At 68.5% G+C, this 16,762-nt stretch carries 14 protein-coding genes; 7 read left to right on the forward strand and 7 right to left on the reverse strand.

The features are described 5' to 3' along the window. Positions 1-9 precede the first annotated feature (9 nt). The 5 genes from ACSQ9E_RS02515 (at position 10) to ACSQ9E_RS02535 (ending at position 7,363) form a co-directional block, all read left to right on the forward strand. Positions 10-1,311: a DUF3422 family protein gene (locus tag ACSQ9E_RS02515; protein WP_057201958.1), complete on the forward strand. Its 1,302-nt coding sequence runs from the start codon at positions 10-12 to the stop codon at positions 1,309-1,311. A 153-nt stretch (positions 1,312-1,464) separates the two neighbouring features. Continuing rightward, the gene (locus ACSQ9E_RS02520) at positions 1,465-2,415 is read left to right on the forward strand and encodes a DMT family transporter (protein ID WP_436216814.1); all 951 of its coding nucleotides are present in this window, start codon (positions 1,465-1,467) and stop codon (positions 2,413-2,415) included. Between the two features lie 103 nt (positions 2,416-2,518). Next, positions 2,519-3,322 (forward strand): SDR family oxidoreductase, encoded by an 804-nt coding sequence (locus tag ACSQ9E_RS02525; RefSeq protein ID WP_427999600.1) that lies wholly within the window; start codon positions 2,519-2,521, stop codon positions 3,320-3,322. Positions 3,323-3,593: 271 nt separating this feature from the next. Then, positions 3,594-4,703 (forward strand): TRAP transporter substrate-binding protein, encoded by a 1,110-nt coding sequence (locus ACSQ9E_RS02530; protein ID WP_436216815.1) that lies wholly within the window; start codon positions 3,594-3,596, stop codon positions 4,701-4,703. Next, on the forward strand, positions 4,700-7,363 hold the full coding sequence (locus tag ACSQ9E_RS02535) for a bifunctional diguanylate cyclase/phosphodiesterase (protein WP_436216816.1): 2,664 nt from the start codon (positions 4,700-4,702) through the stop codon (positions 7,361-7,363). Before ACSQ9E_RS02530 ends, ACSQ9E_RS02535 begins: the two co-directional genes overlap by 4 nt. A 22-nt stretch (positions 7,364-7,385) precedes the next feature. Here the strand turns inward: ACSQ9E_RS02535 and ACSQ9E_RS02540 are convergent, their stop codons facing one another. Further along, the gene (locus tag ACSQ9E_RS02540) at positions 7,386-8,285 is read right to left on the reverse strand and encodes a DMT family transporter (protein WP_436179479.1); all 900 of its coding nucleotides are present in this window, start codon (positions 8,283-8,285) and stop codon (positions 7,386-7,388) included. Positions 8,286-8,377: 92 nt separating this feature from the next. Here ACSQ9E_RS02540 and ACSQ9E_RS02545 point away from each other — a divergent pair, with 92 nt between their 5' ends. Beyond that, complete coding sequence (locus ACSQ9E_RS02545) at positions 8,378-9,361, forward strand: quinone oxidoreductase family protein (RefSeq protein ID WP_436216817.1); 984 nt, start codon at positions 8,378-8,380, stop codon at positions 9,359-9,361. Beyond that, a complete protein-coding gene (locus ACSQ9E_RS02550) occupies positions 9,358-10,173 on the forward strand; it encodes an NUDIX hydrolase (protein WP_436216818.1) in 816 nt (271 codons plus the stop codon). The genes ACSQ9E_RS02545 and ACSQ9E_RS02550 overlap by 4 nt, the downstream gene beginning before the upstream one ends. A 19-nt stretch (positions 10,174-10,192) precedes the next feature. Here ACSQ9E_RS02550 and ACSQ9E_RS02555 read toward each other — a convergent pair whose 3' ends face one another. From ACSQ9E_RS02555 to ACSQ9E_RS02580, 6 genes are all read right to left on the reverse strand, one after another. Next, positions 10,193-11,851 carry a Na/Pi cotransporter family protein gene (locus ACSQ9E_RS02555; protein WP_057201966.1) on the reverse strand — a complete coding sequence of 553 codons (1,659 nt, stop codon included), beginning with the start codon at positions 11,849-11,851 and terminating at the stop codon, positions 10,193-10,195. Positions 11,852-12,169: 318 nt separating this feature from the next. Then, on the reverse strand, positions 12,170-12,997 hold the full coding sequence (locus ACSQ9E_RS02560) for a phosphodiesterase (RefSeq protein WP_057268352.1): 828 nt from the start codon (positions 12,995-12,997) through the stop codon (positions 12,170-12,172). 18 nt (positions 12,998-13,015) lie between these two features. Next, positions 13,016-14,083, reverse strand: a complete 1,068-nt coding sequence (locus ACSQ9E_RS02565) for an ABC transporter ATP-binding protein (protein ID WP_057268353.1) — start codon at positions 14,081-14,083, stop codon at positions 13,016-13,018. Continuing rightward, positions 14,073-14,870 carry an ABC transporter permease gene (locus tag ACSQ9E_RS02570; RefSeq protein WP_436179475.1) on the reverse strand — a complete coding sequence of 266 codons (798 nt, stop codon included), beginning with the start codon at positions 14,868-14,870 and terminating at the stop codon, positions 14,073-14,075. The genes ACSQ9E_RS02565 and ACSQ9E_RS02570 overlap by 11 nt, the downstream gene beginning before the upstream one ends. A 10-nt stretch (positions 14,871-14,880) precedes the next feature. After that, entirely contained in the window at positions 14,881-15,696 is an 816-nt protein-coding gene (locus ACSQ9E_RS02575) for an ABC transporter permease (protein WP_436216819.1), read from the reverse strand. Between the two features lie 5 nt (positions 15,697-15,701). After that, positions 15,702-16,718 (reverse strand): ABC transporter substrate-binding protein, encoded by a 1,017-nt coding sequence (locus ACSQ9E_RS02580; RefSeq protein WP_427999605.1) that lies wholly within the window; start codon positions 16,716-16,718, stop codon positions 15,702-15,704. Positions 16,719-16,762: the final 44 nt, after the last annotated feature.

Raw genomic sequence — 16,762 nt, forward strand, 5'->3', positions numbered from 1 at the left:
GAACTTCGCATGCCCACATCCACCACCGGTTTCCTGCAGCACCCGCACCGGACCCTGCTGCACAACGAGATCCACGCCCGCCCGCCGGAGGCCATGGCGGCGCCGCTGGCGATTGCCCACATCGTGATGCTGGCGGATGCCGCCGGGCGCGAGGCCAGCCGGGCCCATGTGGCCGCGCTCCTGCGCGACCACCACATGGCGCTGCCCGATGCCCAGACCACGCACCTGCGCATGGACCTGGGGGCCTTTCGCATGCGCTGGGAGCTGCACACGGAGTTCATCTCCTGGACCTTCATGGTGCCTGCGCAAGTGGACGCCTTCGGCGAGCGTGATCCGGCGGGCGCCACCGATGCCGTGCCCCAGGAGTGGCTTGCCGCCTTGCCCGGCCAGTGCCTGTGCAGCCTGAACCTCTGGGTGCTGCCCACGCACACCTTCGGCTCGGGCTCGCTGGTCAAGCATGTGCTGCACGAGGACACGCTGGTGGCTTCCACCGTGGCCGATGGCCATGGCGAGGTGTACACCGACTTTGCGATCCATGCGGACGGCTTCTCGCGCATGGTGCTGCTGGCCGGCGGCATGACGCCGCGCCGCCTGGGCCGGCTGGTGCAGCGCCTGCTGGAGATCGAGACCTACCGCATGGCCGCGCTGCTGGGCCTGCCCGCTGCGCGCGAGGCCGCCAGCGAACTGGCCTTTGCCGAGCGCGAACTGGCCGAGCTGGCCGATGCCATACGCACCGCCAACCGCGATGCCGAGCCGGCGCTGCTGGACCGCCTGACGCGGCTGGCCGGACAGGTGGAAAGCCAGTACGCGGCCACGCATTCGCGGTTTTCCGCCAGCAGCGCCTACTTCGAGTTGCTGGACAAGCGCATACAGGACATTGCCGAGTCGCGCCTGGCGGGCATGCAGACCATCCGCGAGTTCATGGACCGGCGCCTGACCCCTGCCCGCAGCACCTGCGAATGGGCGGCCCGGCGCCAGGATGCGCTGTCGCAGCGCGTCTCGCGCATGAGCAACCTGCTGCGCACGCGCGTGGAGATCGAGCAGCAGCAAAGCAGCCAGGCGCTGCTGGCCACCATGAACCACCGCCAGGACCTGCAGCTCAAGATGCAGTCCACGGTGGAGGGCCTCTCGGTGGCGGCCATCACCTACTACATCGTGGGCTTGGTGAGCTACCTGGCCAAGGGCGCGCAAAAGCTGGGCTGGCCCCTGTCGGCCGAGACCACGGCGGCCGTGGCGATTCCGCTGGTGGCGCTCGGGGTGTGGTGGTCGCTGCGGCGACTGCACCACCGCTTGTTCCGCAACCGGCACTGAGCAGGGTCTCGCTGGCCATCGCCGATGGCGGGGCCGCCCGCGCGCAGGTTCGATGGCACAAGCCCAGCTTCCCATGCCAAACTCATAGGCATGCACACGATGCAGGAGCGGCCACCGGCGCCTGCCATGCCCCTGATCTGAGAGAACCTTTTCTTGTCGAACCCCTCACCGCCCCAGCCACCGCAGCCCGCTGCGCACGCCAAAGCCGCCAGCAAACCCATCGCATCAGGCCTGCTGCTGGCGCTGTTCGGTTCGATTGCCTTCAGCGGCAAGGCCATCATCGTCAAGCTGGCCTACCGCCACGGGGTGGATGCGGTCACGCTCATCATGTACCGCATGCTGTTCGCGCTGCCCATCTTTGCCGCCATGGGCTGGTGGGCCAGCCGGGGCAAGCCGCCGCTGTCGCGCAAGGACTGGCTGGGCATTGCGGGCCTGGGGATCACGGGCTACTACCTGGCCAGCTTCCTGGACTTTGCCGGGCTGGCCTACATCAGTGCCAGCCTGGAGCGCCTGATCCTGTACCTCAACCCGACCCTGGTGATGATGCTCGGCTGGGTGCTGTACCGCCGGGGTATCCGCTGGGGCCAGGCCCTGGGCATGCTGGTGAGCTACTGCGGCGTGGTGCTGGTCTTCGGCCACGAGGCCAATCTGCAGGGCAGCAACGCCGCGCTGGGCGCGCTGCTGGTGTTCCTGAGCGCGGTGAGCTATGCCGTCTACCTGGTGTACAGCGGCGAGATGGTCCGGCGCATCGGCTCGCTCAGGCTCGTGGGCCTGGCGACCACCGTGGCCTGCCTGTGCTGCCTGCTGCAGTTCGTGGTGCTGCGGCCGTTCTCGGCGGCCATCGTGGCGCCCGAGGTGATCTGGCTGTCGGTGCTCAATGCCACGCTGTGCACGGCGGTGCCGGTGCTCATGGTGATGATGGCCATCGAGCGCATCGGTGCCGGCACGGCCGCGCAGATCGGCATGGTGGGGCCCCTGTCCACCATCCTCATGGGCATCTGGATCCTGGGGGAGCCCTTCACCGTGTGGGTGGCGTGCGGCACGGCGCTGGTGGTTGCCGGCATCTTCGTCTTCACCCGCCCGGCCCGCAAGCCTGTAGTCTGAACGCCGGGGCAGTGCCCCGTTGTGGGCAGGGCCGTCCAAGTCCACTTATGATTTGGCGAGCGGGGGTGCGGTGTGCACCTCCTCATGAATCACGGAGTTGGACATGGATCTGGGTATTGCAGGCAAGTGGGCGTTGGTGTGTGGTGCGAGCAAGGGCCTGGGCTTCGGCTGTGCCCAGGCGCTGGTGAACGAGGGGGTTCATGTCGTCATCAATGCCCGCAATGCCGAAGTGCTGGCCCAGGCGGTGTCCCGCCTGCAGGCGCAGGGCGCGGCCGGCAAGGTGCAGGTCCTGGCGGTGGCCGCCGACATCACCACGCCCGAGGGTCGGGCCGCCGTGTTCTCGGCCGCCGGTGGCCCGGGGCAGGGCTTCGACATCGTGGTCACGAACGCGGGCGGGCCGCCCCCGGGCGATTTCCGCAACTGGGACCGCGATGCCTGGATCAAGGCCGTGGACGCGAACATGCTCACCCCCATCGAACTCATCAAGGCCACGGTGGATGGCATGGCACAGCGCGGCTTTGGCCGCATCGTCAACATCACCTCCAGCGCCGTGAAGGCGCCCATCGACATCCTGGGCCTGTCCAATGGCGCGCGCAGCGGGCTCACGGGCTTCGTGGCCGGTGTGGCGCGCAGCAAGCTGGCTGCGGGTGGCGTGACCATCAACAACCTCTTGCCGGGCAAGTTCGATACCGACCGGCTGGCCACCACCATCGGCACCGCCGCTGCCAAGTCCGGCACCAGCGTGGAAGAATTTCGCAAATCGCAGCAAGCCCAGATCCCGGCCGGGCGCTATGGCACGGCCGAAGAATTCGGCGCCATCTGTGCCTTCCTGTGCAGCGTGCAGGCCGGATACATGACGGGCCAGAATGTGCTGGCGGATGGGGGCGCGTACCAGGGCACGTTCTGAGGGGCTGCTGTCCGGCCTGGATGCCTGGGCCATGCCAGCAGGGAGCACCCGGGCAGGGCCCTGCAGCCCCTTGATACCCATCAAGGGGTGTGGAGGGAGGCACGCCCTGTGTGTTGCAAGGGGCGCATTCCCGCGTGTTTTCCCGGTATCCAGTGGGGTTTGCAAAGGCACAATGGACTGATGGCCCTACCGTGGTCCGTTGTGTTTTGCGCACATTTTTTCCATACTTTGGGAAATTAGGACGAAAAATAAGGCCGGAGATACCAACGCCATGAACCTGTCCCGTGTCCTGACAAGCCGATTCGCCGCACTGGCCCTGCTGGGGGCCAGCGTGTGGGCGTGTGGCAGCGGCGCTGCCTGGGCCCAGGCGGGCGGGGCCGCACCGGCCGCCAAGACCCCTGCGCCCTACAAGCTGCGCATCGTGGGTGGCCTGGCCAGCATCAACCAGTACACACGGCAGGAAGAGCCTTTCTGGAGCAAGGAGCTGGCGCGCCTGAGCGGCGGCAAGTTCGAGGCCGAGATCGTGCCTTTCGACCGCGCTGGCGTGCCCGGCGGGGAGATGCTGCGCCTGCTGCAGCTCGGGGTGGTGCCCTTTGGCACCACGCTGATGAGTTCCTTCTCGGCCCAGTACCCGGAGTACACGGCGCCCGACCTCGCGGGGCTCAACCCCGACATTGCCACGCTCAAGAGCACCGTGACCGCGTTTCGTCCCTATCTGGAAAAGGCCCTGCGTGACCAGCACGGGGTCGAGGCCCTGGCCATCTATGTCTACCCGGCCCAGGTGGTCTTCTGCAAGAAGCCCCTGCGCAACCTGGCCGACCTGTCGGGCCGGCGCATCCGTGTGTCCTCGTCCAGCCAGGCCGATTTCGTCGGGGCGCTGGGCGGCATTCCCGTGCTCACGGGTTTTGCGCAGATCGTGACCAGCCTGTCAGCTGGCAACACCGAGTGCGCCATCACCGGCACCATGTCGGGCAACACCCTGGGCCTTCACACCATGACCTCGCACCTGCATGCATTGCCGGTGAACTGGGGCCTGGCGGTGTTTGCCGCCAACCAGGCCGCCTGGGAGGCCTTGCCGCCCGATCTGCGGGCACTGCTGCGCCGCGAGCTGCCCCGGCTGGAGGCCGCGATCTGGGAGGAGGCCGAGCGCGAAACGGCGGACGGACTGGCCTGCAACCGCGGAGCGGCCAGCTGCAGCGGCGGGCGCAAGGGCAGCATGGTCATCGTGCCCGTGTCGGAGCAGGACGAGAAGAGCCGCCGCGAGATCCTGGCCTCCACGGTGCTGCCGCGCTGGGTGCAGCGCTGCGGCCCGCGCTGCGCCGATATCTGGAACCGAACCATCGGGCCCGTGCGCGGCCTGGCCGCGGCGCCTGGCAAATGAACCCATCCTCGCCCGCACGCATCAAGATCTACGTCTCGGGGGCGGTGGCCTTCTTCCTCGCGTCGGTGGCCCTGGTGGCGGCCGCGCTGGTCTGGAATGCACGCCAGGTGGCGCTGGCCGACAGCGCCACGCAGGCCACGCGCTTCGTGGCCGGGGCCGAGGCGGCGCTCAACCGTTCGCTGCTCTCCGTGGATGTGCTGCTGGCCAGCATGGACGAACTGCTGGGGCTGTCGGCCGCCATGGTGGACTGGATCGACTCCGAAAGCGCCAGCCAGCGCCTGCGCAGCTCGGCCCGCCAGAACCTCATGGTGCGCTACGTGGCGCTGGTGGATGCCCAGGGCAAGGTGATCGCGTCTTCCGACGCGGCCGGCAGCCGGCTCGCGCTGGACCTGCCGTCCGGCTTTCTGGACGAGGTGCTGCGCCAGTCGGTCTCGACCCTCATGGTCAGCCAGCCGGTGGTGAGCTTTGCCAGCGCCGAGCGGGTGCTGTATTTTGCGCGCCACCTGAAGATGGCCGACAGCTCGCGCGTGGTGGCGCTGGCCGAGTTGCCCGTGGCCTCGCTCAGTTCGGTGCTGGTGCAAGGCGTGGACATCAGCGGCCTGCAGGTCACGATGGAGCGTGCGGGCGGGCAGATGCTGCTGAGCGTGCCCAGCCGCGAGGACGTCGTCACCCACACCCTGTCACCGCCGCTCGATACCCTGGACGAGAGCGGCCCGCAATGGCGCGCCCCGGCGCGCCTGAGCGGCGAGGTCGCGCTGGTGGTGTACCGGCCCATCCTGTACCAGGACCTGCGCATCTCGGCCAGCATCCCGCAGAGCGATGCTCTGGCCTCCTGGCGCACCGAGCGCAATGCCGTGGCCTTCACGGCGCTCGCGTTTCTGGCCATGATCCTGGCGGCAGGCGGGTTCGCCCTGCGCTACATCGACCGCATGACGCAGGCACGCCTGGCCATTGCCCAGAGCAAGGCCACGTTGGACCAGGCCCTGGAATCCATGGTCAGCGGCTTTGTGCTGCTCGATGGCGCGCAGCGCGTGGTGCAATGGAACCGGCGTTTCGAGGAGATCTTTCCCTGGCTCCAGCCCATGCTGGCGCCGCAGGTGCCGTTCCGCAAGGTATTGGAAGAAAAGGCCCGGCACCACCTGCCGCACGCCTCCGATTCGGAGCGTGCGCTGTGGATAGAGCACCGCCTGGCGCTGCAATTGCAGCCGCAGGGGCCGCACGAGCAATCGCTGCCCGATGGCCGCGTGATCCAGATCACCGAGCGGGTGACGCCGGAGTCGGGGCTGGTCATCACCTACCACGACGTGACCGAATTGCGCCAGGCCAGTGCCGAGATCGAGAGCCTGGCCTTTTTCGACCCCCTGACCAACCTGCCCAACCGGCGCTTGCTGATGGACCGCATGCAGCAGGCCACGGCCGCCAGCGTGCGCAGCGGCCAGCATGGCGCCCTGCTGTTCCTGGACCTGGACCACTTCAAGACCCTCAACGACACCCTGGGCCATGAGGTGGGGGACATGCTGCTGCGCCAGGTGGCGCAGCGCCTGAAGGCCTGTGTGCGGCGCGAAGACACGGTGGCCCGCCTGGGCGGGGACGAATTCGTGGTGATGCTCAGCGACCTCTCGGAGCACAGCAGCGAGGCCGCCGCCTATGCGCGCCGGGTGGGCCAGAAGATCCTGCGCAAGCTCAACCAGCCCTACACGCTGGGCACCCACACCTACCACAGCACCCCCAGCATCGGCGCCACGCTGATGGGGGGCGCCATGCAGCCTTCGGTGGACCTGCTCAAGCAGGCCGACATCGCCATGTACCAGGTCAAGTCCCAGGGCCGCAATGCGCTGTGCTTCTTCGACCCGCAGATGCAGATCGCGATCAGCCAGCGTGCGCAGCTCGAGAGCGACCTGCAGGCGGCGCTGACTGGCCGCCAGTTCGTGCTGCACTACCAGCCCCAGTTCCACCTGGATGGCCGCATCGTCGGGGCCGAGGCGCTGATCCGCTGGCGCCACCCCGAGCGCGGCCTGATCGGGCCGGGCCACTTCATCGGCGTGGCCGAGGAGAGCGAGCTCATCGTGCCCATGGGCCACTGGGTGCTGCGCACGGCCTGCGAGCAGCTGGCCGTCTGGCAGGGCGACGCGCGCTACCGCCACGTGCAACTGTCGGTCAACGTCAGTGCGCGGCAGTTTCGCCAGCGCGATTTCGTGGCCCGGGTGGTCGAGGTGCTGCGCGAGACCGGGGCCCGCCCGCACCTGCTCAAGCTGGAACTCACCGAGTCCCTGGTGCTCGACAACGTGGACGACACCATCGCCAAGATGGGCCTGCTCAAGACCAAGGGCGTGCGCTTCTCGGTGGACGATTTCGGCACCGGTTACTCCTCGCTTGCCTACCTCACACGCCTGCCGCTGGACCAGCTCAAGATCGACCAGTCCTTCGTGCGCAACCTGGGCGTCAAGCACACCGACGACGTGATCGTGCAGACCATCATCGGCATGGCGCGCAACCTGGAGCTTGACGTGATTGCCGAAGGCGTCGAGACCCAGGCGCAAAAGGATTTTCTGGCCCTGCACGGCTGCCAGTTCTTCCAGGGCTACCTGATGGGCCGCCCCGTGCCCGTGGCCGACCTGGAGAGCCTGCTGGGCGCCAGCAGCACCGCGCTCACTGCCTGACCTCTGGGGATCGGCCCGGTCTTCAGCGCCGCGAGGAGACGACGATCCCGCCGACGATCAGCGCGAAGGCCACGCCGTGGAACAGCTGCGGCGTGTCGCCCAGGAAGGCCGCCGACAGCAGGGCCGCGAACAGCGGCGTGAGGTTCACGAAGAAGCTGGCCATCGCCGGCCCGGCCCGCTGCACCCCCACGCCCCAGAAACGGTAGGCCAGCACGGCCGGCCCCACGGCGATGAAGGCCAGCGCGGCGATCAGGGGCCAGCCCCATTCGATGTGCGTGCGCCCGGTGGCCCACTCGAGCCCCGCGAACGAGCCCGACCAGGCCAGGCCGAAGACCATCTGCGCCATCAGGAAGGCCGCCCAGTCGCCGCGGATGGCGGCCGGCTCGCGCGTGCCCGAGAGCATCCAGCTGTAGAACGCCCAGGAGATGGTGGCCAGCACCATGAACAGGTCGCCCAGCACCAGGCGCAGGGCCAGCAACTGGCCCCACTCGCCACGGCTGAGCACCAGCAGCACCCCGCACATGGACAGAAAGGCCCCTGCCACCTGGCGGCGCGTGACTGGCGCGCCGAAGAACAGCGCGCCCACGGCCAGCATCCAGACCGGCATGCTCGACCCTACCAGGGTGGCGTTGATGGGGGTGGAAGTCTGCAGTGCCATGTACTGCAGCGCGTTGTACAAGCCCACGCCGAGCAGGCCCAGCAATGCATAGCGGCGCCAGTGCGGCCACAGCGGGCTGTCCCGGCGCAGCACGCCGTGCGCCAGGGGCAGCAGGATGAAAAAGGCCAGCACCCAGCGGATGAAGTTCAGGGTGAGGGGCGGAATGAGGTCGTGCACCAGCCGGCCGACCACGGCATTGCCGGCCCAGAGCAGTGGCGGTACCACCAACAGCGCTGCAGTGCCGGGCGAGAGTCTTTGCGTCATGCCGTGACTGTATCTGCCCGCGGCGGGCAAGACTTGCAGATTCATGGCAGGATGGCCGCCGTTTGTCCCACCCGTTACAGGAGACCGATCCCATGAGCCTCGCCGTCCAGATCCGCCAGCATGGCGGTCCCGAAGAACTCCACCTCGTCGATGTCACTGTGGGCGAGCCCGGCCCGGGCGAGATCCGCATCCGCCACCATGCCATCGGCCTGAACTTCATCGACGTGTACCACCGCACGGGCCTGTACCAGTTGGGCATGCCCGCCACCATCGGCATGGAGGCCGCTGGCGTGGTCGAAGCCGTGGGTGAGGGCGTGACGCACCTGAAGGTGGGCGACCGCGCCGCCTATGCCAGCCAGCCGCCAGGCAGCTACTGCGAACTGCGCGTGATGCCAGCCAAGTGCGTCTGCAAGCTGCCCGATGCCATCAGCTTCGAGACCGGCGCAGCCATGATGCTCAAGGGGCTCACGGCGCAGTACCTGCTCAAGAAGACGCTGCCGGTGCAGGGCCTGCAGGCCGGCGACCACGTACTCTTCCACGCCGCCGCTGGCGGTGTGGGCCTGATCGCCAGCCAGTGGGCCAAGGCCCTGGGCCTGCAGCTCATCGGCACCGCCGGCACCGATGCCAAGTGCCAGCTGGCGCTGGCCAATGGTGCGGCCCACGCCATCAACTACAACACCGAAGACTTTGCGGCGCGCGTCAAGGAGATCACCGGCGGCCAGGGCGTGAAGGTGGTGTACGACTCGGTGGGCAAGGACACCTGGGACAAGTCGCTCGAATGCCTGCGCCCCTTCGGCCTGATGGCCAGCTTCGGCAATGCCTCGGGCCCCGTGCCGCCGTTCGCACCGGGCTCGCTCGGTGCCAAGGGCTCGCTGTACGTCACGCGCCAGACCCTGTTCACCCACATCGCCACGCGCGAAAGCACGCAGGCCATGGCCGACGACCTGTTCGCCGTGGTGGGCAGCGGCCAGGTGAAGATCCACATCGACCAGCGCTACCCGCTGGCCGAGGTGCAGCAGGCACACCGCGACCTCGAAGGCCGCAAGACCACCGGCTGCACCATCCTCACGCTGTGAGCACGCCCGCGCAGACCTTTGCCGGTTGGCTGGCGGCGGCCCGGGTGGCCGCGCAGCAACCTCCGGCGCAGGCCCGGTTGCCGCTGCTCGTGGCAGGGCAGGTCGTGGGCTCGGTGGCCGAAGGCGTGCTGGACACGGTGGCCCCCGCGCTGGAGGGCGGCCATCGCCTGCACAGGGAGGCGGGCGGCTGGCACCTCGACGTACCAGCGGGCCAGGCCACCGCAGGCCTCAATGCCATCGCCGCCGCGCTGCGCGCCCGGGGCCTGTGCGGCCCGTGGCGCAATGAGCAACTGGCCGTGCCCAACGCCCAGGGCGAGGTGATCGCCACCGTGGAGCGGGGCGCCGTGCGCGTGCTGGGCATCGCCACGCGGGCCGTGCACCTGGTGGGCCTGGCGCCCGACGGGCGCATGTGGGTGCAGCTGCGCTCGCGCACCAAGCCCAACAACCCGGGCATGTGGGACACGCTGATGGGGGGCATGGTCTCGGCCGCCGATACGCTGGACGAAGCCTTGGCCCGAGAGACCTGGGAAGAGGCGGGGCTGCATGTGTCGGACTTGGCACAGGTCGCCCACGGTGGCCATGTGCTCTTTGGCCGCCCCAGCCGCGAGGGCGGCGGCATCGGCTACATGGTCGAGCGCATCGACTGGTTCCGGGCCACGGTGCCCGAGGGCATGGAGCCCGCCAACCAGGATGGCGAGGTGGAGCGCTTCGAGTTGCTGGCGCCGGATGAAGTGCTGCAGCGGGTGGCCCGGGGCGAGTTCACCCAGGAGGCCGGGCTGGTCATCGGCGGTTTCCTGGATTCCAGCGCCTGACGGCGATCGCCGCCGTGCCTCAGTCGGTCGTGGTCGCCGCGCGCAGCCGACTCGGCGCCAGCGCCCCGGCCGATTCCAGGATCGGGTAGGCCACCGAGCACAGCAGCGAGTTGATGCGCTTGAGCTCGCTGATCAGGTCGATGTGCAGCGAGCTGGTCTCGATGCTCTGCACCGTGTTGTCCGACAGGCGCACCAGGTGGGTGGCCGAGTAGGCACGCTCCAGGTCGCGAAAACGGGCTTTTTCCTCCAGCAGCTTCTGCGCATCGCGCACATTGCCGTTGAGGAAGACGCTCATCGCCAGGCGCAGGTTGTCCAGCAGGCGGGCGTGCAGCTCGTTGATCTCTTCCATGCCGGCCTCGGAGAAGTGGCGGCCCTTCTTGATCTTCTTGTCCTCGATGTCGATCAGCACGCGCTCGATGATGTCGCCGATCTGCTCCATGTTGATGGTGAAGCTGATGATGTCGGCCCAGCGCCGGCCTTCGCGTTCGTCCAGGGCCTCGCGCGAGATCTTGGTCAGGTAGTACTTGATGGCCGAGTACAGGCCATCCACCTCGTCGTCGAGCTTGCGCAGGTCCTGCGCCAGCTTGAGGTCGTCGGTGCGGATCACGGTGTGCAGGCCGATCATCATGGACTCGACCACGTCGGCCTGGTGCAGGGCCTCGCGTGCCGCGCACGAGATAGCCAGCGATGGGGTGGCCAGCGCCGAAGGGTCCAGGTGCTTGGGGCGTGCCCCGGCGGCGGACGCCTGTGCGTCCGGCTGCGGCAACAGCCGCTGCACGGCGCGGGCGACGGTGCCGGTCAGGCCGATGCAGATGATGCCCACCACCACGTTGAAGGCCAGGTGGAACAGCACCACCAGCGTGGCCGTGTCGGGGACGTACGGCCGAACATGCTGCAGCCACAGGCCGGTGAGCGGCGTCATGATGGCCACGCCGATGATCTTGAAGAACAGGTTGCCCAGGGGCACCTGGCGCGTCTGCACATTCGCCTTCATGGTGGTCAGCACGGCCAGCAGGCCACTGCCCAGGTTGGCGCCGATCACCAAGCCCAGCGCCACGTCCACCGGAATGCCGCCGGAGCCGGCCAGGGTGGCGGTCAGCAGCACGGTGGCCAGGCTGGAGTAGGCCACCACGGCCAGCACGGCGCCCGTGAAGATCTCCAGCAGCAGGTCGCTGGTGAGCGCGCCCAGCAAGGTGCGCACCGTGGGCGACTGGGTCAGCACGGTGGTGGATTCGGTGATCAGGCGCAGCGCCAGCAGCATCAGGCCCAGGCCGATCAGCACCCGGCCGACGCGGCCTGCGGCCGTGTCCTTGCGGGTGATGAACAGCACCACCCCGACGAAGATGAACAGCGGCGACAGCCACGACAGGTCCATCGCGAAGACCACGGCCATCACGCTGGTGCCGACATCGGCCCCGAGCATCACGGCCAGGGCGGCGGGCAGGGTGACCAGCCCCTGGCCGACGAAGGAGGACACGATGAGCGCGGTGGCCGTGCTCGACTGCACCAGCGCCGTGACCCCGATGCCCGACAGCACGGCGGTGATGCGTGTGCTGACGCTGTGGGCGATCAGCTGGCGCAGGTTGGCGCCGAACACGCGCAGAATGCCGGTGCGCACCAGGTGCGTGCCCCAGATCAGCAGCGCAACGGCGGCCAGGAGATTCAGGAGATGCTTCATGAGTAAACGCTAACTTTTCTTATTTTTGACCTGCACTGTGAAGCACGTGCCATGCCCGCTGCGGCTGCCTTGGGGGCAGGCTGGTGTGGCCCGGAAGCGGGCGCGGGAAAGGTTTGCGAGGCCGAAAGGCCGGCACTGCAGCAAAAACGGCAGACCGCAAACCAGGGAAGCGCCCGTTTTAGTCACAAAACTGTCACATTGCGGACGCTCTAGCATACTCCTGAATCCATAGCACAGGAACCATGTCCATGACACGGCAAGGTGTGTTGCTCCGGCCAGGCTGGAAAAAGGGTGTGGTGCCCCCGGTGCCGGGCGGCCTCAGTCAATCAGCTGCCCACCGTCGTGGAAGGGGAAGGGCCCTTCGTACAGCCCGCTGGCCACGGTATGGCTCACCAGGCGCCCCCCCTGGGGCAGCGCATGCAGGCCGAAGCCGGGGGGCTCCAGCGTCCAGGCCGAGGCCGCATCGGGCGCCAGGTCCAGGCAGACCTGGTGGGCCGGCGAGGGCACGGTCATGGCGATGGAGCCGCCAAAGCGCACCTGGATGCTGCGGTGCAGGTGGCCGCAGACGATGCGCTCCACGTTCGGGTGGCGCGCCACCAGGGCTTCGAGTTCTGCCGCACCGCTCAGCAGCCCGATGGCGTCCATGTGGCCGATCAGCGTCTGGAAAGGCGGGTGGTGCATGGCGATCACCACGGGGCGGTGGCGCTGTGCATCGAGCGCGTCGGCCAGCCAGGCCAGCCGTTCGCGGCACAGGCTGCCCTCGCTGGCGCCGGGCACCACGGTGTCCAGCGCGATCAGGGTCAGGTCGCCGACCGGCACGCAGTACTGCACGAAGCCTTCGGTGCCCAGGTAGCCGTGCTCCGCAAAGCTCTGGCGCAACTGGGCGCGTTCGTCGTGGTTGCCGGGCAGCAGGTAGGTCGGCATGGCACCCAGTGGTGACAGCAGCGTGCGCAGGTGCTCGTACTCGGCCGCGCGGCCGAAGTCCGTCAGGTCGCCGGTGATCACCAGCGCGTCGGGCCGTTGTGGCAGGCGCAGGATGGCCTGTACCGCTTGTGTGAGGTAGGGCGCGGTGTTGATGCGGCCATAGGCCAAGCGCCCAGGCTCGCGGATATGCAGGTCGGACAGTTGCAGCAGCAGGGTGTTCATGGAAGTGCGTGGCAGGGGTCAGGAAGCCCCGTGACTGGGCATGAGGTGCTCGGGGCGGATGCGGATGGCCACCTGCTGGCCCTGGCGGGCCGGGTGGTCCCGGGGCACCTCGGCCTGCATCGGGGGCTGGCCGGTCAGCGCCAGGGTGAGCTGTACGCGCTCGCCCAGGAAGCTGCGGCGCGTGACCTCGGCGCGGCCCCAAGCTTCGTCTCCTGGGTAGTCCAACTGGACTTCGATGTCCTCGGGGCGCACCAGCAGCACGGTGTCGGCGGCGCAGGCCGCGGGGCAGGGCAGCTCGATCCCGCCCAGGGGCAGCACCTGGCGCTGGCGGGCCGCCTCGTCGCGTTGCAGCCGGTTCACGCGGCCCAGGAAGGCGGCCACGAAGGGGTGGGCCGGCGTACGGTACAGCGTTTCGCCGTCGCCCACCTGCACGATGCGGCCGGCCTGCATCACCGCCAGGCGGTCGGCAATGACCAGGGCCTCCTGCTGGTCGTGCGTGACGTGGATGGCCGTGATGTGCAGGCGGCGCAGCAGCTCGGCCAGCTCGTCGCGCAGCGACTCCTTGAGCTTGGCGTCCAGTGCGGTCAGCGGTTCGTCGAGCAGCAGCACGCGCGGGCGCACGGCCACGGCGCGTGCCAGGGCCACGCGCTGGCGCTGGCCGCCCGAAAGCTCGGCGGGGCGCTTGTTCTCCAGCCCATTCAGGCGCACCAGGTCCACCAGCTCGCCCACCACGCGGCGCTCTTCGGCCGCATCGGTGCCGCGGATGCGCAGGCCGTAGCCAATGTTGGCGGCCACCGTCATCTGCGGGAACAGTGCATAGTGCTGAAACACCATGCCGATGCCGCGCCGCTCGATGGGCAGCTGCGTCACGTCCGTGCCGCCAAAGGCGATGCGGCTGCCCGCGTCGGGCGACTCCAGCCCCGCGATCAGGCGCAGCAGCGTGGTCTTGCCGCAGCCCGAGGGGCCCAGCAGCGCCAGCACCTCGCCGGGCTCCACCGTGAGGTCGGTGGGTTGCAGGCCGCGCGTGCCGTCGGCATAGGTTTTGGCGCACTGGACCACGTCCACGCGCGTGCGTTCAAGTTCCATGGTGTTTCTCGATGAAGGTGCCGACGGCCTGCAGGCCCCACAGCACGGGCAGGATGACGATCAGGAAGACCAGGGTGTAGGCCGAGCCGATCTCGATGCGCATGGAGGCATAGCTGTCGGCCAGGCCCACGGGCAAGGTGCGCGTGAGAGGGGTGTGCAGCATCCAGGTCAGGTTGAACTCGCCCACCGAGAGCGTGAACACCATCAGGCTGCCCGCCACGATGGCCGGCAGCACGGCGGGCACCAGCACACCGAGGAAGCGCTGCGCGAAGCTGGCTCCCAGCGAGCGCGCGGCCTCTTCGAGCGAGCGCAGTTCGTCCTTCTGGAAGGCCGAGCCCACGGTACGCACCATGAAGGGCAGCGTGAACACCATGTGCCCGACCAGGATGAAGGCGAAGCTCTGGCGAAAGCCCGAGAGCGTGCCGTAGGCCAGTATCAGTGCCAGCGCGCTGGCCAGCCCGGGCACGGCTACGGGCAGGGTCAGCAGTTCCTCGAACAGCCGCGCCCAGCGCGAGCGGCTGCGCGCCAGCGCATAGGCGCAGGGCACACCGATGAGCAGGTTGCCCAGCACGCACAGCAGCGCCAGCAGCAATGATGCACCGACGGTGCCGCCATAGTTCTCCCACACCTCGGAGAGCCAGCGCAGCGTGAGACCGCTTTTCAGGCCCGCGCTGTAGTTGTTCACCAGCCCGGCCATGACCGACAGGGCGATGGGGGCGAGCATGAACAGGGCCACCAAGGCCGTGAGCGCCACCAGGGACCAGGGAGCTTGTCGTGCGTTTCTCATGGTCGATGCTTCAGAAGGCCGGGGTGCCGGACGCACGGCGGGCGGCCCAGAGCACCAGCCAGGTGATCAGCCCCAGCGTGATCGACAGGCTGGCCGCCAGCGCGAAGTTGGCGTAGTTGGTGAACTCGTTGTAGATGGTGATGGGCAGTACCTCGAACTTGCTGGCCAGCGTGAAGGCCGTGCCGAAGGCGCCCATGGCGGTGGCGAAGACGATGGCACCGCAGGCCAGCGTGGTGGCGGCCAGTTCGGGCAGCCAGACGTCGCGCGCCACATGCCAGCGCGAGGCACCCAGCGACCGGGCGGCCTCTTCCAGTGCGGCGTCCATGGCGCCTGCCGCCGCGGTATAGGTGGCGATCGCGCGTGGCAGCGAGAAATACAGGTAGGCCAGGAACAGGCCCGTGAGGCCATAGGCGAAGGTGGTGCGGCCCATGCCCAGGTGGTCCGAGATGTCGGCCACCAGCCCCTGGCGTCCGCCCAGCAGGATCATGAAGAAGCCCACGATGACCCCGGGGAAGGACAGCGGCAGTGTGAGCAGCGACAGCAGCAGCTGCCGCCCGCGAAAGCGCTGGCGTGCCAGCGTGATGCCCACCAGGGCACCCAGCACCAGCGTGGCCAGCGTGACGGCAAGCGACAGGCCCAGGGTCTGCAGCAGGCTCTGCAGGTAGCGGGCATTCGTCAGCACGGCGAAATAGCTGGCCCAGCCCTTGCCTGCCGGCAGCGCCAGCAGCAGGGCCACGGGCAGCAGCCAGAAGGCCGCGAAGAAGGCCACGGCCGGCGCGGCGCAGGCCAGCAGCAGCATGCGCGAGGGAGCGAAGCCGTGGCGCATCAGGATCACTTCACTTCTGCGAGGTAGCGGTCCGAGAACGCCTTCTGCACTGCGGCCATGCGGCCATAGTCCACCGTCTTGGCGCGGGCGTATTCGCTGGCGGGCAGGAAGCGCGCCTGCACCTCCTTGGGCATGGCGCTGGCGCGCACCGGCCGCAGGTAGGCATTGGCCCACAGGGCCTGGCCTTCGTCGGAGAGCACGAAGTCCAACACCTTCTTGCCTTCGGCGGCGTGGGGCGCGCCGGCCACCAGGCTCATCACGTAGGGCACCACCAGCGTGCCTTCGGCAGGGATCACGAACTGCACGTTGGCCTGGTCCTTGTACTTGGCGCGGTAGGCGTTGAAGTCGTAGTCCAGCAGGATCGCGATTTCACCCGAGAGCACGCGCGCGTACGAGGTCTGCTTGGGCACGATGGGCTCGTTCTTCTGCAGCGCCTTGAAGTAGTCGATGCCGGGGCCGAAATTTTCCAGCGTGCCGCCGCGCGCCTGGTTGGCCGCCACCGCACCCACGTAGCCCACGAAGGCCGAGGCCGGGTCCAGGTAGCCGATCAGGCCCTTGTAGTCGGGCTTGAGCAGATCGGCCCACGATTGCGGCACGGGCTTGCCCTTGAGCGCATCCACGTTGACCATGAAGCCAAGCGTGCCCGAGTGGATGGTGAACCAGTGGCCGGCCGGGTCCTTGAGGCCATCGGGAATGTCCTTCCACGCCGCCGGCGGCTGGTAGGCGCTGACCAGGCCGTCCTTGTGCGCCTGGATCGCGAAGGTCACGCCCAGGTAGGTCACGTCGGCCACGGGGCTGGCCTTCTCGGCCGTCATCTGCGCCAGCGACTGGCCGGAGTTCTTGTTGTCCGGCGGCACGGTGATGCCGGTCTTGGCCTTGATGGCCTTGATCTGGCTGCCCCAGTCGGCCCATTCGGGCGGGCAGTTGTAGCAGATGGCCGTTTGCGCCATGGCCGCGCCGCTGGCCGCCAGGCCGAGGGCGAGCGCCGCGGCGCGCATGAAGGGGGTGAGCGGGAATGTCATCGAGAACTCCTGTGATCAGAGGTGGCGGGAAACGTGGGTGAAAG

Source organism: Acidovorax sp. LjRoot118, from assembly GCF_964253575.1.
GTDB lineage: Bacteria > Pseudomonadota > Gammaproteobacteria > Burkholderiales > Burkholderiaceae_C > Acidovorax.